The sequence below is a fragment of the Thermus igniterrae ATCC 700962 genome (assembly GCF_000376265.1).
Classification (GTDB): domain Bacteria; phylum Deinococcota; class Deinococci; order Deinococcales; family Thermaceae; genus Thermus; species Thermus igniterrae.
On sequence record NZ_AQWU01000067.1, the window covers coordinates 35502 to 58341 of the forward strand.

20 protein-coding genes and 1 tRNA gene are annotated in these 22840 nt (G+C 68.9%); 11 read left to right on the forward strand and 10 right to left on the reverse strand.

The genetic code is table 11. The annotated features are described in order from the left end of the window. Nucleotides 1–11: 11 nt before the first annotated feature. The 5 genes from B128_RS0108445 to B128_RS0108465 all read right to left on the reverse strand — a co-directional run bounded on the left by B128_RS0108445 (nucleotide 12) and on the right by B128_RS0108465 (nucleotide 6223). Nucleotides 12–986 (reverse strand): ABC transporter ATP-binding protein, encoded by a 975-nt coding sequence (locus B128_RS0108445; protein WP_018111838.1) that lies wholly within the window; start codon nucleotides 984–986, stop codon nucleotides 12–14. Continuing rightward, nucleotides 983–2002: an ABC transporter ATP-binding protein gene (locus B128_RS0108450; protein WP_018111839.1), complete on the reverse strand. Its 1020-nt coding sequence runs from the start codon at nucleotides 2000–2002 to the stop codon at nucleotides 983–985. Before B128_RS0108450 ends, B128_RS0108445 begins: the two co-directional genes overlap by 4 nt. A gap of 73 nt (nucleotides 2003–2075) precedes the next feature. Continuing rightward, nucleotides 2076–3431 carry an ABC transporter permease gene (locus B128_RS0108455; protein ID WP_018111840.1) on the reverse strand — a complete coding sequence of 452 codons (1356 nt, stop codon included), beginning with the start codon at nucleotides 3429–3431 and terminating at the stop codon, nucleotides 2076–2078. Nucleotides 3432–3441: 10 nt separating this feature from the next. Continuing rightward, nucleotides 3442–4425, reverse strand: coding sequence for an ABC transporter permease (locus B128_RS0108460; protein ID WP_018111841.1), 984 nt, complete (start codon nucleotides 4423–4425; stop codon nucleotides 3442–3444). Nucleotides 4426–4477: 52 nt separating this feature from the next. Then, nucleotides 4478–6223, reverse strand: coding sequence for an ABC transporter substrate-binding protein (locus B128_RS0108465; RefSeq protein WP_026175136.1), 1746 nt, complete (start codon nucleotides 6221–6223; stop codon nucleotides 4478–4480). A 125-nt stretch (nucleotides 6224–6348) separates the two neighbouring features. Here B128_RS0108465 and B128_RS0108470 point away from each other — a divergent pair, with 125 nt between their 5' ends. The 4 genes from B128_RS0108470 to B128_RS0108485 are packed head-to-tail and all read left to right on the forward strand — an operon-like array spanning nucleotide 6349 to nucleotide 10062. Beyond that, a complete protein-coding gene (locus tag B128_RS0108470; protein WP_018111843.1) occupies nucleotides 6349–7380 on the forward strand; it encodes a zinc-binding dehydrogenase in 1032 nt (343 codons plus the stop codon). Nucleotides 7381–7429: 49 nt separating this feature from the next. Further along, entirely contained in the window at nucleotides 7430–8437 is a 1008-nt protein-coding gene (locus tag B128_RS0108475) for an NAD(P)/FAD-dependent oxidoreductase (protein ID WP_018111844.1), read from the forward strand. A 53-nt stretch (nucleotides 8438–8490) separates the two neighbouring features. Continuing rightward, the gene (locus B128_RS0108480) at nucleotides 8491–9039 is read left to right on the forward strand and encodes a LabA-like NYN domain-containing protein (RefSeq protein WP_018111845.1); all 549 of its coding nucleotides are present in this window, start codon (nucleotides 8491–8493) and stop codon (nucleotides 9037–9039) included. A 6-nt stretch (nucleotides 9040–9045) separates the two neighbouring features. Beyond that, a complete protein-coding gene (locus tag B128_RS0108485; protein WP_018111846.1) occupies nucleotides 9046–10062 on the forward strand; it encodes a hypothetical protein in 1017 nt (338 codons plus the stop codon). On the opposite strand, the gene B128_RS0108490 is transcribed toward B128_RS0108485, so the two are convergent. Both B128_RS0108490 and B128_RS0108495 read right to left on the reverse strand, forming a co-directional pair. Next, entirely contained in the window at nucleotides 10059–10583 is a 525-nt protein-coding gene (locus tag B128_RS0108490) for a ribonuclease FAU-1 family protein (protein WP_018111847.1), read from the reverse strand. The genes B128_RS0108485 and B128_RS0108490 overlap by 4 nt on opposite strands. Beyond that, nucleotides 10580–10771, reverse strand: a complete 192-nt coding sequence (locus B128_RS0108495; RefSeq protein WP_018111848.1) for a YgaP family membrane protein — start codon at nucleotides 10769–10771, stop codon at nucleotides 10580–10582. The genes B128_RS0108490 and B128_RS0108495 overlap by 4 nt, the downstream gene beginning before the upstream one ends. A gap of 80 nt (nucleotides 10772–10851) precedes the next feature. Here B128_RS0108495 and B128_RS0108500 point away from each other — a divergent pair. Then, nucleotides 10852–10928 (forward strand) — tRNA-Ile (locus tag B128_RS0108500). A 30-nt stretch (nucleotides 10929–10958) separates the two neighbouring features. Here the strand turns inward: B128_RS0108500 and B128_RS12335 are convergent. Together B128_RS12335 and B128_RS0108510 are read right to left on the reverse strand one after the other, a co-directional pair. Continuing rightward, nucleotides 10959–11432 (reverse strand): LptF/LptG family permease, encoded by a 474-nt coding sequence (locus B128_RS12335; RefSeq protein WP_018111849.1) that lies wholly within the window; start codon nucleotides 11430–11432, stop codon nucleotides 10959–10961. Nucleotides 11433–11770: 338 nt separating this feature from the next. Further along, complete coding sequence (locus tag B128_RS0108510; protein WP_018111851.1) at nucleotides 11771–12817, reverse strand: glycoside hydrolase family 130 protein; 1047 nt, start codon at nucleotides 12815–12817, stop codon at nucleotides 11771–11773. A gap of 100 nt (nucleotides 12818–12917) precedes the next feature. On the opposite strand from B128_RS0108510, the gene B128_RS0108515 reads away from it, so the two are divergent. The 5 genes from B128_RS0108515 to B128_RS0108535 are packed head-to-tail and all read left to right on the forward strand — an operon-like array spanning nucleotide 12918 to nucleotide 19490. Next, a complete protein-coding gene (locus B128_RS0108515; protein WP_018111852.1) occupies nucleotides 12918–13901 on the forward strand; it encodes a LacI family DNA-binding transcriptional regulator in 984 nt (327 codons plus the stop codon). Between the two features lie 54 nt (nucleotides 13902–13955). Further along, entirely contained in the window at nucleotides 13956–15191 is a 1236-nt protein-coding gene (locus B128_RS0108520) for an extracellular solute-binding protein (protein WP_026175137.1), read from the forward strand. Between the two features lie 46 nt (nucleotides 15192–15237). Then, the gene (locus B128_RS0108525; protein WP_018111854.1) at nucleotides 15238–16341 is read left to right on the forward strand and encodes a carbohydrate ABC transporter permease; all 1104 of its coding nucleotides are present in this window, start codon (nucleotides 15238–15240) and stop codon (nucleotides 16339–16341) included. Then, nucleotides 16341–17702: a carbohydrate ABC transporter permease gene (locus tag B128_RS0108530; protein ID WP_018111855.1), complete on the forward strand. Its 1362-nt coding sequence runs from the start codon at nucleotides 16341–16343 to the stop codon at nucleotides 17700–17702. Before B128_RS0108525 ends, B128_RS0108530 begins: the two co-directional genes overlap by 1 nt. A 3-nt stretch (nucleotides 17703–17705) precedes the next feature. Then, nucleotides 17706–19490: a glycogen debranching N-terminal domain-containing protein gene (locus B128_RS0108535; RefSeq protein WP_018111856.1), complete on the forward strand. Its 1785-nt coding sequence runs from the start codon at nucleotides 17706–17708 to the stop codon at nucleotides 19488–19490. On the opposite strand, the gene B128_RS0108540 is transcribed toward B128_RS0108535, so the two are convergent. Continuing rightward, on the reverse strand, nucleotides 19477–21015 hold the full coding sequence (locus tag B128_RS0108540) for a Ppx/GppA phosphatase family protein (RefSeq protein ID WP_026175138.1): 1539 nt from the start codon (nucleotides 21013–21015) through the stop codon (nucleotides 19477–19479). The genes B128_RS0108535 and B128_RS0108540 overlap by 14 nt on opposite strands. On the opposite strand from B128_RS0108540, the gene B128_RS0108545 reads away from it, so the two are divergent. Continuing rightward, a complete protein-coding gene (locus tag B128_RS0108545; RefSeq protein ID WP_018111858.1) occupies nucleotides 21016–22836 on the forward strand; it encodes a phospholipase D-like domain-containing protein in 1821 nt (606 codons plus the stop codon). Nucleotides 22837–22840 lie beyond the last annotated feature (4 nt).

The following is a 22840-nucleotide window of genomic DNA, read 5'->3' on the forward strand; positions in this document are numbered from 1 at the left end:
CCTTTAGGGCGCTAAAGGATGTCGTCCCGGATGCAGGCCTTGTAGTGCCCCGGGCCCACCTGCTTCAGCTCGGGCACGGTGTGGGCGCACTCGGGAAGGGCGTAGCGGCAACGGGTGCGGAACACGCACCCCGAGGGGGGGTTGATGGGGGAAGGGATGTCCCCCTGGAGGACGATGCGCTCGCGCTTCACCGTGGGGTCGGGGATGGGCACGGCCGAGAGCAGGGCCTCGGTGTAGGGGTGCTTGGGGTTGCGGTAAAGCTCCCGGGCGGAGGCGATCTCCATGACCTTACCCAGGTACATCACCGCCACCCGGTCGGAGATGTACTCCACCACCGCCAGGTCGTGGGCGATGAAGAGCAGGGTGAGCCCGAGCTCCTCCTTGAGGTCCTGGAGGAGGTTCACCACCTGGGCCTGGATGGAGACGTCCAGGGCGGAGACCGGCTCGTCGGCCACGATGAAGTCCGGGGCCACCGCCAGGGCCCGGGCGATGCCGATGCGCTGGCGTTGCCCGCCGGAGAACTCGTGGGGGTAGCGGCGCATGTGGTCCGGGGAAAGCCCCACCAGCTTCAGGAGCTCGGCCACCCGCTCCGTGCGCTCCTCCTGGGTCTTGCCCAGCCCGTGGATGACCAGGGGCTCGGCGATGATGTCCCCCACGGTCATCCGGGGGTTGAGGGAGCTGAAGGGGTCTTGGAAGATGATCTGCATCCGGCGGCGGTAGGGACGGAGCTTGTCCTTGGGCAGGTCGGTGATGTCCTGCCCGTCAAAGAAGATCCGCCCCCCCGTGGGCTCAATGAGGCGGAGCAGGGTGCGGCCCACCGTGGTCTTGCCGCTCCCCGACTCCCCCACCAGGCCCAGCACCTCCCCCTTGCGGATGGCGAAGGATACCCCATCCACCGCCTTCACGCTCCCCACCACCCGGGAGAGGATGCCCCCGCGGATGGGGAAGTGCTTTTTCAGGTCCTTGACCTCCAGGAGGACGCTCATGCCCTAACCTCCCGGATCTCCTTCCAGCGCACGCACCGCACCTGGCGCCCGTCCCCCGTGGCCTCCAGGGAGGGCACCTCCCGGTCGCAAAGCCCCTCCACATAGTGCTTGCACCGGGGGTGGAAGGCGCACCCCGGGGGCAGGTAGAGGGGGTTCGGCACGTTGCCGGGGATGGCCTCGAGGCGCTCCTTGTGCTCCGCGGCCAGGTCCAGCCGGGGCACGGAGTGGAGAAGCCCCCGGGTATAGGGGTGGAGGGGCTCCTTGAAGAGGGGCACCACGTCGGCCTGCTCCACCGCCCGCCCCGCGTACATCACCACCACCCGGTCGGCCATCTCCGCCACCACCCCCAGGTTGTGGGTGATGAAGAGGATGCTCATGCCGATCTCCTCCTGGAGCTTCTTCATGAGCTCCAGGATCTGGGCCTGAATGGTCACGTCCAGGGCCGTGGTGGGCTCGTCGGCGATGAGCAAGGAGGGGTTGCAAGAGAGGGCCATGGCGATCATCACCCGCTGGCGCATCCCCCCGGACATCTGGTGGGGGTAGTTGGCCAGGCGCTTCTTGGGCTCAGGGATGCCCACCAGGTCCAGCATGTGGGCCGCCAGCTCCATGGCCTCCTTGCGGCTTTTCCCCTGGTGGAGCATGATGGCCTCGGCGATCTGGTCCCCCACGGTGTACACCGGGTTCAGGGAGGTCATGGGCTCCTGGAAGATCATGGCGATGTCGTTGCCCCGGATCCGCCGCATCTCCGCCTCGGAGAGCTTGGTGAGGTCCCGCACCTGCCCGTCCTTGCCGCGGAAAAGCACCTCCCCGCCCACAATCCGCCCCGGGGGCGTGGGGATGAGCCGCATGATGGCCAAGGAGGTCACGCTCTTCCCCGAGCCCGACTCCCCCACCACCGCCAGGGTCTCCCCCTTGTCCACGTGGAAGGAAACCCCGTCCACCGCCTTCACCACACCATCGTCGGTGAAGAAGTGGACCTTGAGGTCCCTCACCTCCAAAAGCCGTTTTTCGTCCATGCGCACTCCTTCGGGCACAGCTCCCTACAACACCTCAGATGTTATACGCCATACCCGGTCAAAAGAGAAGGGCCTACTGCCTCCGCCTGGGGTCCAGGGCGTCCCGCAGGCCGTCCCCCAGGAAGTTCCAGGAGAGGACGGAGAGGAAGATGAAAAAGCCCGGCCACAGCACCCAGGGGCGGTCGGTGAAGGAGGCAAACCCCCCTTGCTGCGCCGCCTGCAGGAGCAGACCCCAGCTGGTGTAGGGCTCGGTGACCCCCAGGCCCAGGAAGGAGAGGCCGCTCTCCCCCAGGATAAACCCCGGGATGGTGAGGGAGAGGCTCACGATCACGTAGCTGGCGGTGGCGGGCAGGATGTGGCGGGCGATGATGCGTCCATCCGAGGCCCCCAGGGCCCGGGCCGCCTGCACGTAGTCCATCTCCCGCACGGAAAGCACGATCCCCCGCACCACCCTGGCCAGCCCTCCCCAGCCGATGAAGCCCAGAAGGCCCACCACCAGGTAGAAGGTGAAGAGGGGGTCAATGTTGGTGGGGAAGACCGCCCGTAAGGAGATGAGGAGGAAGAGACTGGGGATGGCGGCAATGATCTCCACCGTGCGCATGATGAGGTCGTCGGGGTCAAGGCGCAGGGGCTCGCGAAAGATCCGGCGCAGCACCAGGTAGAAAGCCCCCAGGCCCAGGAGGAGGACCAGCCCGTCCACCCCAAAGGAGAAGAGGTCCTGGCCCGGGCTCAGGCGGACGAAGGTCCAGGCCAAAAAGAGGGCCCCCACCGCCACCCCCAGCCAGAGGAGGAGGCTCAAGGGGCCGAGGAGGAGGCCAAGCCCCCGCCAGGCCCTGGGGGGCAGGGAGAGGGCAAAGGGCCTTCCGGAGAAGTAGCCGGCAATCCCCCCCAGGAGAAGCCCCAGGGCGAAGGAGACCAGGGCCGAGAGGATGCCGATGGTGAGGGAAACCTGCCCCCCATAGACGATGCGGCTGAAGAGGTCGCGGCCAAAGTTGTCCGTGCCCATCAGGTAGAGCCGCCCCGGGGGATCCACCCCCACCAGGCGCAGGTCGGAACGGAAGACCTTGAAGATGGTGTAGGGCTGGTCCGGGGTGCGCACGAAGAAGCGGAGGTAGAACTTCCCCTGGCTGGGGTCCTCCTCGTACTTGGGCTGGAGGGAGACGGGGTCAATGGTCCTTTTGGTGGCGTAGACGAAGGGCCGACTGAGCCTCCCCGTCTCCGGGTCCACGAAGTGGATGCGGGTGGGGGGGTGGTGGCCCTTGGGGGGGTAGAGCTCGTAGTAGTTGGGGTCGTAGGGGCTGAAGAAGCCGGCGAAGGCGGCCATCAGGTAGAGCACCAGGAGGATGCGCCCGCCCCAGACCGCCAGGCGGTGCTTGCGGAACTGGCGCAGGACCAGGTTGGTGCGGGTAGCGCTGGCAGAGGTAGCCACAGCTCACCCCCTACTCGTAGCGGATCCTGGGGTCCACCCAGGCCAGAAGCAGGTCGGAGATCAGGTTGCCGATCATGAGGAGGACCAGGCTCACGGTGAGGAAGCCGGCGATCACATAGAGGTCCTGGTTGGCGATGGCGTCCAGGAAGAAGGGGGTGATGCCCGGCCAGGCCATGACCACCTCCACGAACCCCGCCCCGGAGATGAGGCCGGGAAGGAGCCCCCCTAAGGTGGCCACGAAGGGGATCACCGCGTTGCGGAAGGCGTGCTTGTAGAGGACCACCCGCTCCGCCAGGCCCTTGGCCCGGGCAGTGCGGATGTAGTCCTGGCCCAGGACCTCCAGCATCTGCCCCCGCATGAGCCGGGAAAGCCCGGCGATGTCGTTGGCGGTGGCCACCAGAACGGGCACCACCGCATGCCAGGCGATGTCCAGGTACTGGCGCAGGGGAGGAAGCTGCTCAAAGCCGCTGCTGGTCATGCCGGAGACGGGAAAGATGAGGGTGCCCGTGCGGAACTTGATCTGCAGGAGGAGGTAGATGGCGATGAGGGCCAGGAAGAAGCTGGGCACGGAAAGCCCCACGTAGGCCAAAAAGGAGAGGATCCGGTCCCCCAGGGAGTACTGGCGCACCGCCCCGTAGACCCCGATGGGGATGGCCACCAGGTAGAGGAGGAGGGTGGAGGGGATGACGATGACCATGGAGTTGACCACCCGGGGCCAGATGACCTCGAGGACCGGCGCCTGGTAGGCGAAGGAGTAGCCCAGGTTCAGGTGCAGGAGGTTGTTCATCCAGAGGAGGTACTGCTCGTAGATGGGCCGGTCCAGGCCGAACTGGGCCCTGAGGCGGGCGATGGTCTCCGGGGTCACCTTGGGGTCCAGCTCCAGCTGGGTCAGGTAGTCCCCCGGGGCCAGCTGGATGATGAGAAAGGCCAAAAAGGTGGCCCCGAAGAAGGTGGGGATCAGGTAGAGGATGCGCCGAAGGATGTAAGCGGTCATGGCTCCAAAGGGCCCCCGGGGCCATGGGCCCCGGGGGACGCACAGGGCTAGCTCATTTCTTGATGAAGGTCAGCTCCAGCTGCCGCTGCCCCCAGATGGCGCTGATGAGGGCCTCGGGGTGCTCGCCGCCCAGGCGGTTGTTCCAGGCCGGGTGGTAGTTGGGCCCGGCGATGTAGATGACGGGCAGAAGCTGGGCCTCAATCTGCTGCATCTGGAAGCCGATCTCCCGGCGCTTCTGGAAGTCCAGCTCCGTGCGGCCGCGGGAGTAGAGGGCGTCCAGCTGGGTCTCCCGGGGGTCCAGGCACTGGCCGGACTTGTTCCACATGTGCAGGTTGCCCTTGCAGGGCACCACGTTGGAGCCGAAGGGCCAGTCCAGGTCCCCGCCGGAGAGGCCGATGATGATGGCGTCAAAGGGCCGGTCCGCCCCGGAGGAGAGGAGCTGGCCCACCAGGGTGTTGAAGTCAATGGCGGAGAAGTTGACCTTCACCCCCACCTTCTTGGCCTCGTCCACGATCAGCTTGGCCATCTGCTCCCGCTGGGCGTTGCCGGCGTTGGTGGCCAGGTTGAACTCCAGCCGGCGGCCGCGGTTGTCCACCAGGTAGCCTTCCCGGTCCTTCTTGGTGAAGCCCAGCTCCGCCAGGAGCTTGGCCGCCTCCTGCAGGTTGTACTCGTACTTGGGCACCCGGGGGTTGATCCACTGGGTGAGCACCGGGTAGACGCTGGTGTACATGGGGGTGCCCAGGCCGCCGTAGACGATGTCCACCACCGCCTGGCGGTTGACGACGTGGCTCATGGCCCGGCGGAACTTTTCCGAGCGGAAGAGGCTCTGCTTGAAGGGGTCGGAGGCCTTGTTCCAGTTGAAGACCATGAACTGGCTGGAGGCCACGGGGGAGGCGTTCACCCTGATGGTGGCGTCCAGGCGGCCCTGCTGGATGGCCTGGCGCACCTGGGAGATGTGGTCCACGGTGGAGGGAGCGAGGAGGTCGATGTTCCCCGCCAGGAACTCGGCCAGCTGGGCGTTGGTGTCCTTGACGATCTTGATCTCGTAGCGGTCCAGGTAGGGTAGGGGGTTGCCCGCCTCGTCCTTGTTCCACTCCCCGAAGGCGGGGTTGCGTTTCAGCACCAGGCGCTCGCCGGGGCGGTAGCTCTCAATGAGCCAAGGACCGGCGGAAACGATCTTGTTCGGGTCCTCGTTCAGGGTCCACATCTTCTTGATGCCCTCGGCCCCCTCCCGCTGGTACACGGGGCCGAAGATGTGGGCCGGCCAGGGTACAAAGCCGGCCACGGCGAAGGCGGTGGCGTCGGGCTTGGGGTAGCTGAAGCGCAGGGTGTAGTCGTCAATCTTCTGCAGGGTGATGGGCTTGCCGTCAATGAAGAAGGAGTCATAGCTGTTGGAGCCCACCGCCTTGTCCGTGTGGATGCGCCAGGTGGTGATCCAGTCGTCGGCGGTGATGGGGCGGCCGTCGGACCACTTCATCCCCCGGCGAATCTTGAAGGTGATCTCCAGCTTGTTGGCGCTTACGCTGAAGGACTCCGCCATGTAGGGGATCCAGTCCCCCGTGCTGGGGTCGCGGCGCACCAGGCCGTAGGGGGAGATGATGCTGGGCACGTTCCCTGCCTCGGCGGTGATGAAGGGGTTGAAGGTGCGGTAGTCGCTGATCACCGAGGCCCGCAGGGTGCCCCCCCGCTTCACCTCCGAAGGCTTGGCCACCGTCCACTTCTGGGGCCAGACAAAGGTCTGGGCGCTGGCCACGCCGGCCAAAGCTAAAGCTGCCGCCAACCAGAAAGCTTTTCTCATAAGCTTCCTCCCGAAGGTCTTACGCCGGTCAGGGTACCCCCTTTCCTTGGACCCTGTCAAGGGCGGAGGCCCAACCTTGACCCCAGGAGGGGGCCATGGAAAAATCCCCTCCATAAGGAGGGTTCATGCGGGCGATCCTGATGGAGGCTCGAGGCGGCCCGGAGGTGCTGAAGCCCGGGGAGGTTCCCACCCCCGAGCCCGGTCCCAAGGAGGTGCGCCTCCGGGTAAAGGCAGCAGCCCTAAACCACCTGGACATCTGGGTGCGCAAGGGGGTGGCAAGCCCCAGGCTCCCCCTGCCCCACATCCTGGGGGCGGACGCCGCCGGGGTGGTGGACGCGGTGGGGCCCGGGGTGACGGGCTTCGCCCCCGGGGATGAGGTGGTGGTGAACCCCGGCCTCTCCTGCGGGCACTGCCAGCGCTGCCTGGCGGGGGAGGACAACCTCTGCCCCAGGTACGAGATCCTGGGGGAGCACCGCCACGGGGCCTACGCCGAGTACCTGGTGGTGCCCGAGGCCAACCTCCTCAAAAAACCCAAGAACCTCTCCTTTGAGGAGGCCGCAGCCATCCCCCTCACCTTCCTTACCGCCTGGCAGATGGTGGTGGACAAGCTCCAGGTGCGGCCCGGGGAGGACGTCTTGGTGATGGCGGCAGGAAGCGGGGTCAGCGTGGCCGCCATCCAGATCGCCAAGCTCTTCGGCGCCCGGGTCATCGCCACCGCAGGCTCCGAGGAGAAGCTCCGGCGGGCCAAGGAGCTGGGGGCAGACGAGGTAGTGAACTACACCCACCCCGACTGGCCCAAGGAGGTACGCCGCCTCACCGGGGGCAAGGGGGCGGACAAGGTGGTGGACCACACCGGGGCCCTCTACTTTGAGGGGGTGGTCCGGGCCACGGCCAACGGCGGCCGCATCGCCATCGCCGGGGCCTCCTCGGGGTACGAGGGCACCCTGCCCTTCGCCCACGTGTTCTTCCGCCAGCTCTCCATCCTGGGCTCCACCATGGGCTCTAAAAGCCGCCTCTTCCCCATCCTGCGCTTCGTGGAGGAGGGGAGGCTCAGGCCGGTGGTGGGGGAGGTGTTGCCCCTCGAGGCCGCCCCCGAGGGCCACTGCCTCCTGGAGGAAAGGCGGGTCTTCGGCAAGGTGGTCCTGCGGGTGGACTAAGGACACGTTTCCCCGGCCAAGGGCATAAAATGCCGGGAAGAGGTGGGCCATGGAGCACACGGACGTGATCATCATCGGCGCCGGACCAGCGGGGCTTTTCGCGGGCTTTTACGTGGGGATGCGGGGACTCACCTTCCGCTTCCTGGACCCTCTGCCGGAACCAGGGGGGCAGCTAGCCGCCCTTTACCCGGAGAAATACATCTACGACGTGGCTGGCTTCCCCAAGGTGTACGCCAAGGACCTGGTGCGGGGTCTGGTGGAGCAGGTGGCCCCCTTCAACCCCATCTACAGCCTGGGGGAGCGGGCGGAAACCCTGGAGCGGGTGGACGGCCTTTTCCGCGTGACCACCTCCGCGGGGAACACCTACACCGCCAAGGCGGTGATCATCGCCGCCGGGGTGGGGGCCTTTGAGCCCAGGCGCCTGGGCGCCCCGGGGGAGCGGGAGCTGGAGGGCAAGGGGGTCTACTACGCGGTGAAGACCAAGGCGGAGTTCCAGGGGAAGCGGGTCCTCATCGTGGGCGGGGGGGACAGCGCCGTGGACTGGGCCCTGAACCTCCTGGACACCGCCAAGGAAATCACCCTCATCCACCGCCGGCCCCAGTTCCGGGCCCACGAGGCCAGCGTGAAGGAGCTCCTGCAGGCCCACGAGGAAGGAAAGCTCAGGGTCCTCACCCCCTACGAGGTGCGGCGGATTGAGGGGGATACCCGGGTGGAAAGGGCGGTCATCTTCCACAACCAGACCCAGGAGGAAGTCCCGCTGGAGGTGGACGCCGTCCTCATCCTGGCGGGCTACCTCACCAAGCTGGGCCCCCTGGCCAACTGGGGCCTGGAGCTGGAGAAGAACCGCATCAAGGTGGACACCACCATGGCCACCAGCCTCCCCGGGGTCTACGCCTGCGGGGACATCGTGAGCTACCCGGGGAAGCTTCCCCTGATCGTGCTGGGCTTCGGCGAGGCGGCCATCGCCGCCAACCACGCCGCCGCCTACGCCAACCCCAGCCTCAAGGTGAACCCCGGGCACTCCTCGGAAAAGGCCGAGGAGAAGGCCCCGGCCTAAAGCACCCCTGGGTATAGCCCTGGGGTCCTCTTTTGCCCTAAGATGGGGGGCATATGCGGGTTGCCCTTTTCATTGACGGCTCCTACATGTACCAGGCGGCCAAGCGTCTGGGCTGGAACGTGGACCACCGCCGGGTCCTGACCCAGTTCGCCACCCCCGAACAGCTCTACAACGCCTTCTACTACGTGCCCATCACCGACCCCGAGGATGAGCGCCAGCAGCGCTTCATCGACGCCCTGGTCTTCATGGGGTATACGGTGCGCAGCCGCCTGGTGCGGGGGGAGGCGCGGTTTGAGGCCATGATGGCCACCGACCTCCTCACCACCGCCCCCCGCTGGGACCGGGCCATCGTGGCCAGCGGCGCGGGGGAACTGGCCCACACCTTCGCCGCCCTGCGCGCCCTGGGCAAGGAGGTCCACCTCTTAGGCCTCCATGAGCTCTCCGACCTGGAGCTCCGTAACCAGGCGGACCGCTTCCTCAACCTGGCCGATTGGCGGGAGGTGCTGGAAAGGACCCTGGGGGGCCGCCGCACCTATGTGGGCTACCCCGTGGAGGCCACGGTGGAGGTGCCCCCCACTCCGGCGGAAGGTTCTGGTTTATAGGCGGCCATGCCCCTGGGGCCCTGGCTGGTCCTGGCCGTGGCCGGCCTCCTCTTCCTGGCCCTCCCCTCCCCGCCAACCCCCCTGCCCTCGCCCAGCCTGCGGGACCTCCTCCCCTACCCCAAAGGGGAGCGGGAGGCCCTGGTGGCCCGCCACCTGGCCAACAAGGCCAGCCTGCGCCTCCTCCTGGGCGACGAGGCGGCGCGGGCCTACGACCGCCTCTTGCGCCTGGAGCTGGCCAACCAGCGGGCGGGGAAGCGTTCGGCCTTTAAGGGGGCCCGGGAGGCCCTGGAGGCGGCCCAGGCCTGGGTGGCGGCCATCGGCCAGGCGGTGCGTCTGGGCCCCGTGGAGCTAAAGGGCCTCCCCAGCGCTCCCCACCATGTCCTCCCCCACGCCCAGGCCATACGGGCGGCCGCAGGGGCCCTCCGCATCCCCCACGGGGTGCTGGCCGCCATCGTGGACAACGAGCAACACGGGGGGGACAAGGCCCTGGGCCTTTCCCGGGGGGTCAGGGAAGCGGCGGACACCCTGGCCAAGGGCCTCGCTGAGGTCCAGGGGGAAGCACCCCTAAGCCGCACCCTGGGGCTGGCCCAGATGAGCTGGGAGGACGCCCTAAGGCAGGAGGAAAGGCTACGCCGCTTTGGCGCCTGGGACCCGGCCAAGCCCTTTCCCCGCACGGAGCTGGAGGCCAGGAAGGCCCTGGAGGACCCCTACCTCAACCTGCTCTTCGCCGCCAGCCGTCTCCGCGGCTTCTTCAACGCCCTCATGGGCTTACCGTCCGGGGACACCCGGCCCCTGGAGGACCCCTGGCTCTACTACCTGGGCCCCGCCTGGCACAACTACCCCCTAAGGGCGCAGAACCTGGAAACCTGGGAGGACAGCTTCCACGGCTTTTTCAAAGGCCTCTTCTACCAGGTGGCCCTGGAGGAGCGCTGGCACCTGGAGGGCACCACCCTGACCCCCCTCAAGGCCTGGGGCCCGGGGAGTACCGGGGGCCCGGGGACGACCCCCGGCCTCACCCCCTAGACCCGCTCCAGCCAGGGCAGGGGCTCGCCGGGGGGCAGGACCGGCCAGCGGCCCTGGCGCATGTGGTCCAGAATGGCCTCCACCGCGGCCTCGGCCTGGGCCACCCAGGCCTCTGGGTAAAGGGCGCGCTTGGCCAGGAACTCCTCCCGGTCAAAGACGGCGCAGGTGTGGTCGGCGCGGCAGCGCACGTCCAGCTCCAGGTCGTACTGGCAAAACCCCACTCCCGTCCACTCCGCCGGGGTCTGAACGTTCCAGTAGTACTCCAGGACCCGCCCCTCCCGCACATCGGGTCCCCCGGAGTACCAGGCCCCCGGGAAGAAGGCCACGTAGGCGTCGTGGTCCAGGACCACCGCCCTGCCCTTGGCCACGTGGTGGAAGACCCCCCCTTGGGGGAGGAGGGTGAGCACCCCCTCAGGCCGCACCTCCACCACCCGGGCCTGCCAGAAGTAATGGAGCGCGTCCCCCGGGAACTTGCGGAACTCCACCCGCACCCAGTCCCCGGGGGAAACCGGCCAGCTCACCGCTTGGTGCTGATCCCCAGCACCCGGTAGAGGGCGCAGAAGCCGGTGATGGCCGTAAAGAGGAGGACCGCGGCCACGACCCCCAGGACCCAGTTCCAGGGGGAAGCCGACTGGAAGGCAAAGTAGAGGAGCACAAGGGCCAGGACAAAGCGGATGACCCGATCGGTGGTGCTTTCGTTCACCGTCATTTTTTCACCTCCACTCTCTAAGTATAGCCGGGCACCCGGGGATATTTGGCCCTCCCTGTGCTACAATAAATCCTTGGCATGGGCCGTTAGCTCAACGGGTTAGAGCGGCCGGCTCATAACCGGTTGGTTGCAGGTTCAAGTCCTGCACGGCCCACCAGCAAGGCCCCCCACAGGGGGGCCTTCCCCTTTAGCGAAGGGCCCGGGCACCTAAGGCCAGGAAGAGCAGGTTCGCCCCCCAGGCCCCAAGCTCCGGGGGCAAGACCCCAATGCCCGAGAGGGAGCGGCCCAGGAAAAAGGCCCCGTAGTACCCCAAGGCCAGGACCACGCTCAGGCCCAAGGCGAGCCCAGTGCTCCGCCCATGGCGCAGGGCCATGGCCACCGCCAGGAGCACCAGGACCAGGTTGGCCAGGGGCAGGGCCAGCTTGGAGTGGAACTCCAGCCTGGCCCGCCAGCGCTCCAGGGGGGGCAGGAAGGGGTCTTTGGCCTTGCGCCAGGCCTCGGAGAGGCTGTCCTGGCCGAAGCTGAAGGTGTCCGCGTAGTCGGCGATGGCCCGGGCCCGGGAGAGGTCAGACTCCACCTCCAAAACCTCCCCCTGGCTCACCACCCGGAAGACCCGCCGCACCTGGGCGAGGAGGTCCGAGGCCTCCTCGAGGCCCGGCACGGCTTAGGTAGACGCCCGGATCACCCTACTATAAGGAACGTGTGGCCAAAGCCCAGGTGGAGTAAGAGCAAGTAAACCAGACCCTCGAGCTGGCCAGAAACGTCTACCTAGCCCTAATCCAGAAGAAGACCGAACTCCAAAACTCCAAATTGAACTGGTCAGCTCCCAGAACAGTCTGGCCCAGGTCATCGCCCCTGCGTACCCCATCTACGAGAAGGTGGCCCCCAAGCGCGGGCTCATCTTCGCCCTGGCGGTGGTCCTGGGGCTCATGCTGGGCATCATGGCCGCCTTCGTGGCCGAGGCATTGAGGCCTGAGGAGACCCCCAAGGCGGCCTAGCCTAGGGCCGCCGCATCCGCCCGAGGACCTCCTCTAAGGGGGTGGTGAAGACCCCCAGGGCGTAGTCCCCCACCCCGCCCACGAAGACGAGCTCCTCGCCGACGCGAAAGAGGCCGTTGCCGTAAAGGGTTAGGGGCCGGTCCCCCAGGGACTCCACCAGTCCCTGGGGGGCAAGGAGGTAGGGGGTGAGTCCGAGAAGATCTCCCTGGCGCGAGAGGCGGGCAAACCCGTGGCGGTAGGAGAAGTCCTCCCGGAGGATGCCGTGGTAGGCCACCAGGTAGGTGCCGTCTCCCAGAGGCAGGGCGTTGGTGGACCAGCCCACCTTGAACTCAAAGGGCTCGGGGACCAGGACGGGTTCCAGGCCCGTGGCCCGGAGGCTTTTCCAGTCCAGGTGGCCCCGCCAGCCGAGGTCGGGGAGGTGGGGGAGGCTTGGGCGCAGGAGAAAGGCCCCCCCTTCCAGAAAGGTGGCGTTCTTGGTGGGGAGCAAAAGCCCCTCCCCTTCCCGGCCCACTCGCACCACCCCCTTGCGCCGCATCCGAAGGTCCGGGGTGAGCTCGGCCAGGGCCAGCACGGGGAAGAAGACATCCTTGTGCTCGGTGAGGGCCGCCTCCCCCACCTTGCCCACCCCGGTGTAGAAGAGGGCGAAGCCATCCCCAAGGGCATGGGCCCGGGCGTCCTCGCATCCCCTCGAGGCCTCCCACACCTCCGTAGGGTAGAGGACGATCTCCACCGGCAAGGGGTCGGGGACCCTCCCCGCAAGGAGGTCCTCCACGGGCAGAGCGGCATGGCCGATGGCCGAGACATAGCTGTAGTACTCAAAGACCAGCCGGGGGAAGAGGTGGATCACCCCCTCCTTAAGGACGGCCCCGGGATTGAAGGCGGCTAGGGGGCGCTGCCTCAGGTGGTTCTCCACCCGGATGGCCTCGGGGGAGATGTAGAGGCGCCGGCGGAAGATGTCCTCCGTCCGGGGAGGGCGCAGGCCCTGGACCTGGGCCAGGAAGGAGCGGCCCTTCTCCACCAGGGTTGCCTCCAGCTCGGAAAGCCCCATGGGGTCATGGTAGCGGAGGCGAGGCCCGGGAAAGGGAAAGAGACCCTAGGCCCTTGACAGGGAGGGGCAGGGGGGTTTAGAGTTTTCGTAAACGTTTACGATGGCACGGAATGGGCGTCTGACCATAAAGGAGATCGCCAAGGCCGCAAACGTTTCCGTAGGCACGGTGAGCCGGGCCCTCAACGGCCGCCCCGGGGTGAGCCCAGAGACCCGGGCCCGGGTGCTGGAGGCGGTCCGCGCCCTGGGGTTCGTGCCCAGCGTGGCCGCCCGGGAACTGGTGGGTAAGTCCACCACCGTGGGCCTCCTCTTCGCCCCGGGGGTGCGGCGGTACACCCCCTATTTCGCCCTGCTCCTGGAGGCCCTCTCCGAGGCCCTCTGGCGGGAGGGCCTGAGGGTGGCCGAGGTGCCCACGGACGCCCGGGGCCTGCCCCAGGAGGAGGCCCTGGGCTACCTCCTCCTGGGGGCCCACGACCACGACCCCCGCCTCGAGGCCCTCCGCACCCGGGGCACCCCCTTCGTCCTCATCGGGGCCTACCCCGGGGTCTTCTGGGTGGCCCCCGACGACCGGGATGGGGGCTACCAGGCCACCCGCCACCTGCTGGAGCTGGGCCACCGGGAAGTGGCCCACCTCACCGGCCACCCCCACCACCAGGCCGGTAGGGAGCGCCTCCTGGGGTACAAGAAGGCCCTCCTGGAAGCCGGCCTCACCTTCCGCTCCGAACTGGTGCTGGACGGCAACTTTGACGCCCTCGCCGCCTACCGGGCGGTGCGCCGCGCCTGGGAGGGGGGGTTGCGCTTCACCGCCCTCTTCGCCGCCTCGGACGAGATGGCCCTGGGGGCCTGGGCAGCCCTGGAGGACCTGGGCCTGCGGGTGCCCCAGGAGGTGAGCCTGGTGGGCTACGACGACCTGCCCGACCTGGGGGAGAGGCTCACCACCATCCACCAGGACATCCCCGCCATCGCCCGGGAGGCGGTGGCCCTCCTGAAGCTGGCCCTCGAGGGCCACCCACCCCAGGGCCGCCGCCTCCCCGTGCACCTGGTCCCCCGGGGGACCACGGCGCGAAGGGAGGTGGGAGCAGGCTAAAGACCCCTTGTCGGCCCTCGGCCCCAGGCTTTTTGGCCCTTTGGTGAGGTAAGGATGCGTAGGATTGCGGTTTTGTTCCTGGCCCTGGTGGGCCTCGGTGCCCTGGCCCAGACCCAGGTGCGCATTTCGGGCTGGGGCGGTACGGATATCGCCATCGTCAACGGCCTTTTGAAGGACGTGGTGCAGCCCCGGATGGACCGGGAGGGGATCCGGGTGGTCTACGAGCCCATTGAGGGGGACTACACCCAGTGGCTCTTCAACGCCCTCTCCGCGGGCACCGCCCCCGACCTCTTCTACGTGGACATCTTCTGGTCGGAAAGCCTCTTCGCCACGGGGCGGGTGGAGCCCTTAGACCGCTACTTCACCCCGGCGGAACGGGGGGAGTTCCTGAGCAACCTGCTCCAGGCCTTCACCTACGGAGGCAGGCTGTACGGCATCCCCAAGGACTTCAACACCCTGGCCCTCCAGTTCAACAAGGACCTCTTTGACGAGGCCAAGGTGCCCTACCCCAACCAGCAGGACACCTGGGAGACCTTTGAGGCGAAGCTACGGCAGGTGCAGGAAAGGCTGAAGGACGTGGCCGGCCTCTGCGTGGTGGCCGACTTTGCCCGCTTTGGGGCCTTCGCCTTCGCCGCGGGCTGGAAGCCCTTTGACGAGAAGGGACACACCATCTTGGACGGGAACTTCCGCCGGGCCTTTGAGTGGTACACCGGCCTGGTCCGGCGGGGGGCGGCCAGGTTCGCCCAGGACCTGGGCGAGGGCTGGACCGGGGGTTGCTTCGGCGGGGAAAAGGCGGCCACGGCCCTGGAGGGGGCCTGGATCGCCGGCTTCCTACGGGACAAGGCCCCCAACCTGCGCTACGGTACCACCTTCCTGCCCCTGGACCCCGTGAGCAAAAGGCGGGGCAACTTCGTCTACACCGTGTCCTGGAGCCTGAACGCCGCCAGCAAGAACAAGGAGGCGGCGGTCAAGGTGCTCAAGGCCCTCACCTCCCCCGAGGCCCAGCAGTGGGTGCTGGAGCGGGGCCTGGCCATCCCCAGCCGCCGCGCCCTGGCCAACAACCCCTACTTCCAGCGTCCGGGCAAGGAGCCCGAGCTGAACCGCATCGTCTTCCAGGGCTCCACCCCGCAAGGGGGGAACGTCTTCCCCTTCAAGTTCCGCAGCCTGGGCGGCGACTGGATGCGGCCCATCAACGACGCCCTCCTGGCGGTGATGACCGGGCAGAAGGGCGTGGACCAGGCCCTTAGGGACGCCCAGGCCGCCCTGGACCGGCTCACGGGCAGGCGGTAAAGGGGCTTTGGGGGGCGGCCTGTGCCGCCCCCCTTTTAGGAGCGCCATGCGGCTCAAGGCAAGAACCCTCGAGGGCCTCTACGCCCTCCTCCTCCTCCTCCCTTTCCTCTTCACCCTGCTGGTCTTCTTCCTCTACGCCTTCCTGCGGGCGGTCTACTTCAGCTTCACCGACTACGACCTCTTCTCTCCTCCCCGCTGGGTGGGGCTCGCCAACTACCTCAGGCTCTTCCAGGAGCCCCTCTTCCTCACCGCCTTAAAGCACACCCTGGCCTACAGCCTCATCGTCACCGCCCTCCAGACCCTCCTGGCCCTCCTCCTGGCCATCGCCCTGAACCAGCCCCTCAGGGGGATCACCCTCTTCCGCACCCTCTACTACCTCCCCTCGGTGATCTCCACCGCGGCGGCCAGCCTCCTCCTCCTCTGGCTCTTCCAGCGCACGGGCCTGGTCAACCAGGGGCTCTCCCTCCTCCTGGCCCACCTGCCCCACTTGGGGGCCTTCCTCCTCCTCTTCCTGGCCTTCCAGGGGGTCCAGGTGGCCTGGGAGCGGCGGAAGGGCCTACCCACCCCCTTCTTTGACCCGGCCCTGGCCGCCCTCTCCCTCCTCCTGGCCCTCCTGGGGGTCTACGCCCTGGGGGCCTTGGGGGCTCTGGTCCCCAGGGAGGTACGGGTGGAGGTGCCCTGGCTCCCCAGCCGGGCCAGCTTCCTGGGCCTCCCCTACCCCCTTTGGGCCATCATCCTCATGAACACCTACACCACCATCCCCACCTTCATGGTCCTCTTCCTGGCGGGGCTTAAGGGCATTCCCCGGACCCTCTATGAGGCGGCGGCCCTGGACGGGGCCACCCCCTGGGTGATGTTCCGCCACATCACCGTTCCCCTCCTCAGGCCCGTCCTCTTCCTGGTGATCACCATGGGCCTCATCGGCACCCTGCAGCTTTTTGACCAGGTGCTCTTCGTGGGCGGCTCGGGCGGGGCCCCCCTGGAAAGCACCATCACCCTGGCCTTTTACGTGTACAACAACGTCTTCCCCTCGGGGGCCAGCCCGCGGGTGGGGCTGGCCTCGGCGGCGGCCTTGGTCCTGGCGGGGCTCACCCTCCTCATCGTCCTGGTGCAACGGCGCTTCGGCGTGGGGGAAAGGGGGTGGTCCTGATGGGCAAGGAAGCGGCCCGCCGCCGCTGGGCCCGGGTGGCCTGGGCCTACGGCCTCCTCCTGGCCTTCGGGGTCTTCTTCGTGGGACCCTTCCTCATGGGCTTCCTGGCCAGCCTCAAGGCCAACCCCCTGGAGTGGCCCTTCACCCTGGGCTTCGCCCAGGTGAGCCCCAAGAACTGGGCCGCCGCCTGGCGGCTGGGGCGGGAGGGGGCGGGGGACCCCTGGCTCGGGGGGATGCGCCCGGGGAGGCGGGTGGCCCTGGAGGTGGCCTACTTCTTCCCCGGGGAGGAGGCGCCCAGCCTGCTGGCCCAGATCCCCCGGCGCAAGCCCGGGGCGGGCATGGGGGCGGTGTTTGAGGCCCCCTACGCCGCGGACTTCGTGCGCCTTGGGGGGCCAAAGCTCCTGGAACGGAGGCCCTTCCGGCTGGGGGAGGCCGAGGGCTTCCTCTACCGCTACCGCCTGGAACTGGCCTACGAGGGGGCGGGGCCCTACCTGGAGCGGGTGCCCCTGGACCTCGAGGCCCCCCGGGGAGCGGTCCTGGTGGCGGCCACCCTGGACCCCACCCGCTTTGAACGCCGGGGGCGGGTGGCCAGCTGGGACAACGCCGTCCCCGGCCTCCTGGGCTACGTCTTCCACAACTACGTGCGGGCCTTCCGCGAGACCCGGAGCCTGGAGACGGGGGAAAGCCTCTTCCTGCGCTGGACCTTCAACTCCTTCCTCCTGGCCCTCCTCAAGATAGCCACCACCCTGGTCTTCGCCTCCATGGCCGGCTACGCCCTGGCCCGCCTGCGCTTTCCCGGCCGCCAGGCCCTCTTCCTCTTTATGCTCTTCAGCATGATGGTGCCGGGGCAGGTCACCTTCATCTCCAACTACCTGGTCCTGCGGGACGGCATCTTCGGCCTCTCCCGCCTCTTCGGGGCGGAGACCCTCCTCAACACCTACACCGGCCTCATCCTCTCCGGCCTGGTGGGGGCGGGGGCCGTCTTCATCATGAAGCAGTTCTTTGAGTCCATCCCCAAGGAGGTGGAGGAGGCGGCCCTCATCGACGGGGCCACCCCGGTGCAGACCCTCTTCCGCATCGTCCTGCCCATGTCCACACCCGCCCTGGGAGCCCTGGCCATCCTCACCTTCCAGGGCGCCTGGAACGACTTCTTCTGGCCCTTCGTGGTCCTCACCAGCCCCCGGGAGATCTACACCCTGCCCGTGGGCCTCCTTTCCTTCCGCAGCGCCTACGGCCAGGTGGGGGACTGGGGGCTCATTCTGGCCGGGGGCTTCTTCTCCATGATCCCCGTCCTCATCCTCTTCGCCGTCTTCCAGCGCTACTTCGTGGAGGGGGTGAGCGTGGGGGCGGTAAAGGAGTAGGCCATGACCATTCCCCTGAAGGAAGACGACACCTACCTGGTCCTGAACGCCAAGGGCTTCGCCGAGGAAGGGGCGGAGGGGTTCTACCGCCACGATACCCGCTTCCTGAGCCGCTACCGCCTGCTCTTGCCCCCGGGGCTCAGGCTCCTGGAGAGCCGCTCCCCCAGGCCCGACCGCCTGGTGCAGTTCTGGGCCCGCTTCCACGACCCCAACGGGGAGCTCCACCTGCGCCGCTCCCTCTGGGTGGAAAAGGGGCGGGTGCGAGAGGAGCTCCGGTTCCAGAACCTGACGCCAGAGGCCATGGAGGTGAGGGTGGGCCTCGAGGCCGTGGCAAGCTTCGTGGACCTCTTCCAGGCCCGAGGCTGGCACCCCGCCCCCCAGGAGCCCCCGGGCCTCTCCTACCGCGCCCCCGACGGGGTGGAGCAGCGGGTGGCCTTCCATCCCCCCATCCCGGAGGGGGGCTTCCGCCTCCTTCTGCCCCCCAGGGGGGAGGCCGCCCTGGGCTGGGAGGTGGCCCTGGAAAGCCCCTTGGGGACCGAGGAAGCCCTGCCCCCTTACGAGGCCTTCCTCCAGGCCTTTCCTCCCGGGGAGGGCCCCTGGGAGAAGGTGGTGCGGCAGGCCCTTCTAGACCTCAGGGCCCTCCTCCTGGCCACTCCCGAAGGCCCCGTGCCCGCCGCCGGCATCCCCTGGTTCGTGGCCCCCTTTGGCCGGGACAGCCTCCTCACCGCCTTCATGCTCCTCCCCTGGGGGAAGGAGGTGGCCCGGGGGGTACTGCGCTACCTGGCCCGGCGGCAGGGGGCGGTCCTGGACCCCTGGCGGGAGGAGGCCCCGGGCAAGATCCTCCACGAGGTGCGCCTGGGAGAGCTCTCCCGCACCGGCAGGGTGCCCTTCGCCCGCTACTTCGGCACCGTGGACGCCACGCCCCTCTTCCTGGTCCTCCTGGGCCGGTACCTGGACCTCACGGGGGACCTGGCCCTGGTGCGGGAGCTCAGGCCCCACTGGGAGGCCGCTTTGGGGTGGATGGAGGCGGCAGACCTGGACGGGGACGGCCTCCTGGAGTTCGCCCCCTCGGGCGGGGGCCTGGCGGTGCACTCCTGGAAGGACTCCCACGACTCCATGAGCCACCAGGACGGCCGCCTGGCCGAGCCCCCCCTGGCGGTGAGCGAGGTCCAGGGGTATGCCCTGGCCGCCTACCGGGCCGCGGCCGGGTTTTACCGGGCCCTGGGGGAGGGAAAGAGGGCCGAGGCCCTGGAGGGGCGGGCCGAGGCCCTCTTCGCCCTCATCCAGGAGCGCTTCTGGCTTCCGGAACTGGGCACCTACGCCCTGGCCCTGGACCGCGACAAGGAACCCCTGCGGGTCAAGGCCTCGGACGCCGGCCACCTCCTCTGGGCGGGAGCGGTGCCCCTGGAGAGGGCGCGGACGCTGGCCGCCACCCTCCTCGCCGAGGAGATGTGGACGGGCTGGGGCCTGCGCACCCTGGGGGCCAGGGAGGTGCGCTACAACCCCCTCTCCTACCACAACGGCTCGGTCTGGCCCCACGACACCGCCCTCTTCGCCGGGGGGCTTTTCCGCTACGGCCTCAGGGAAGAGGGGGAGCGGGTGGCCGGGGCCCTCCTGGAACTGGCCCTGAGCCAGCCCGACCTGCGCCTGCCCGAGCTGGTGGGGGGGTTTGCCCGGGAGGAGGGCCTCCCCCCGGTGCCCTACCCCGTGGCCTGCCGCCCCCAGGCCTGGGACGCGGGGGCGGTGGTCTACCTCTTCGCCCTGGTCCAGGGGCTCAGGGACTGGTAGGGGCCCACAGGAGGCGCAGGCCGAGGCCAAAGGCCTCCTGGAAGAGGCCCGCCTGCTTCTCCGCCTCCACCCGCTCCACCCAGGGGTCGGCCTCCGCCTGCAGGTGGAGGCGCACCTCCTCCCCAAGCTCCACCCTCACCCCCTGAACCCGGCCCGAGCGGGTGCGCTCCAGCATCTCCGCCAGGCGCAGGAGGACGGCCAGGCGCTTGAGCCGCTTGCGGTCCCCCCGGGCCAGAAGGCTCCGGAAGCCCCCCGGCTCGGGGTTGCCCCGGCGGTGGTAGCGCACCAGAAGGGCCAAGAGGGCCTGCTCCCGGTGGGTGAGGCCATAGAGGGGCTCGGAGAGGACCAGGTAGGCCCCGTGCTTGTGGTGCTCGTGGTAGCCCAGGTGCATGCCGATGTCGTGGAGGTGGGCGGCCTCGAGGAGAAGCCGCCTTTCTTCTTCCCCATAGCCGTGGAGGGGCCTGAGGCCCTCAAAGAGGGCCAGGGCCAGGGCCTTCACCCGCTCCCGGTGCTCCACGGCAAAGGGGTAGCGCAGGAAGAGGTTGTCCACGGCGAAGGCCCGCGGGTCGGGGAGGAGGTGGGGCGGGGGCAGGAGGCGGGTGAAGAGCGCCCCCTCGCGGATGCCCACCCCACTCACCCAAAGGCCCAGGGCCCCCGTGCGCCGAAGGAGGGCCCGGAGAAAGGCCAGGGCCGCGGGCAGGGTGCGGGCCCGGTCGGGCTGCAGGCCGGGAAGCTCGGCCCGGGCCCGCAGGGAAAGGGCCATGAGGTCGCGGTAGAGCTCCTCCACCGCCTCCCGGGGCAGGTAGTGGCCGTGGAGGAGGTCCAGGGGGTAGCCCTGCCGCTTCTGGTGCAGGCGGGCCACGGCCCGCAGGTTACCCCCCAGGCCCACCAGGGGAAGGCCGGGGGGAAGGGGCAGGGCCTTCAGGTGGCGCTCCACCTCCCGCTCCAGGGCCCTCACCTCCTGTTTGGCCGGAGGGTCGGAGGGCAAAAACCCCTCGGTAAGGCGCAGGGCCCCAAGGGGCATGGCCCTCCCCCAGGCGAAGCGCCGCCCCCGGAGGAGGGAGACCTGGGCGCTCCCACCCCCCTGGTCCACCACCAGGGCATCCCCCAGGGGCAGGGCGTTGGCCACCGCCAGGGCGCCCAGCCGGGCCTCCTCCTCGCCCGAGAGAACCTTAGGGGCCAGGCCCAGGGCCTCCGCCTCCTGGAGGATGAGGGCCCCGTTTTCCGCGTCCCGCACCGCGCTGGTGGCCAGGGTCAGGACCTCGTCCACGGGGGCGGCCCAGAGGAAATCGGCAAAGGCCCTTAGGGCCTTCCGCCCCCGCTCCAGGGCCTCCGGGGCGATGCGCCCCGTGGCCAGCCCCTCCCCCAGGGCCACCGCCTCCCGCAACTCCTCCGCCAGGTGAAAGAAGCGCCCCGGCTGGTAGGCGTAGACCACCAGGCGGAAGGTGCCTGACCCCAGGTCCAAGACCGCAAGGGAGCGGGTCTTGACACGTTTCTGACCTTCTTCCGGCGTAATCTGAAGCAAATGCGTCTCCTCCCCGAGGCCAGCTGGCTTCAGTTTAACCGCCGCGTCCTCCTCCAGAGCGAGCGCCCCGACTTTCCCCTCCTGGAAAGGCTCCGCTTCCTGGCCATCTGGAACCGCAACCTGGACGAGTTCTTTGCCGCCCGCATCGCCAAGCCCTTCCTGGAAAGCAGGGGAAGCCCCGAGCACAGGAGCCTTTTGGCCGAGGCCCTGGCCCAGGCCCGCCTGGCCCAGGCCCGCTACCAGGCCCTCCTGAGGGAGGCCGCCCCCCGCCTGCGGGTGGTGGACCCCGGGGAGCTGGACGAGGCGGACTGGCTCTACTTCCGGGTCTTCCTGGCCGAGGTGGTGGCCCCCAAGACCGACCTCATCCCCTGGGAAGCGGCCCCCGACCTCTCCCACGGGGCCCTCTACTTCGCCTCCCGCACCCACCTGGTGCGCCTGCCCCAGGACCTGCCCCGGCTCCTGGCCATTCCCGGCCGGGAAGGGGCCTACGTGCGCCTGGGGGCCCTCATGCGGGCCCGGAGCGACCTCTTCCTGCCCGAGGAAGGCCCCCTCTACGAGTTCCGGGTGCTGAGGCTTTTGGAGAGCGAGCGGGCCCGGGCGGACTGGGACGAGCTGGCCCAGAGCCTCGAGGGCCGCCAGGAAGGCACGCCCACCCTCCTGGTGGCGGAAAGGGGCTTTCCGGAGGCCTGGCTGGAACGGCTCTGGCAGGCCCTGGACCTCCATCCCCAGGAGACCTTCCTCCTCCCCCCGCCCCTCAACCTCACCCTGGTGGAGACCCTGGTGGCCGAGGGGCCCAGGGAGTGGCGCTTTCCTCCCTTGCGCCCCGAGCGGCCCCGGGCCTTCCTGAAAAACCCCCTAAGCCGCCTCAGGCGGCAGGACCTCCTCCTCTACCACCCCTTTGAGGACTACGCCGCGGTGGAACGCTTTGCCGAGGCCGCCTGCGCCCCGGAGGTGGAGGAGGTCTGGGCCACCCTGTACCGCACGGGGGAGGAAAACCCCCTGGCGGAGACCCTCCTGGAGGCCGCCCGGCGGGGAAAGAGGGTCCGGGTCCTGCTGGAGGGGCGGGCCCGCTTTGACGAACTCCTGAACCTGCGCTGGTACCTGCGCTTCCTGCGGGCCGGGGTGGAGGTCCTGCCCCTACCCGAGCGCAAGGTCCACGCCAAGGCCCTTCTCCTCCTCACCCGGGAAGGGGGCTTCGTCCACCTGGGCACCGGGAACTACAACCCGCAAAACGGCCGCCTCTACACCGACTTCTCCCTCTTCACCGCCCGGCCCGAGGTGGTGGCGGAGGTGGGGGCTTTCTTCCAGGCCATGGCCGAGGAACGCTCTCCCAGCCTCTCCCTCCTCAGGACCGGGGAGGGCATCCGCCGCCTCCTCCTGGCGGCCATCCGGGAGGAGGCCCACCCCAAGGGGAGGATCCTCCTCAAGTTCAACCACCTCACCGACCCCGATATCCTCGAGGCCCTGAAGGAGGCCGCCCAGGCCGGGGCCCGGGTAGACCTCCTGGTGCGGAGCACCCTCACCCTCCTCCACCCCCGGTTCCGGGCCAAGAGCCTGGTGGGCCGCTTCCTGGAGCACGCCCGGGCCGCCGCCTTCCGCGCCGGGGGGGAGTGGCGGGTCTACCTGACCAGCGCCGACGCCATGCCCCGCAACTTCCAGAACCGCTTTGAGCTCCTCTTCCCTGTCCTGGACAAGGAGGCCAAACGGAAGGTGCTCAAGGTGCTCAAGCGCCAGGTGGGCGACGACCGCAACGCCTTCCTCCTCACCCCCGAGGGCGAGGTGCGCCTCTGGGGAGGCAAGCACGACGCCCAGCGCCCCTGAGGCC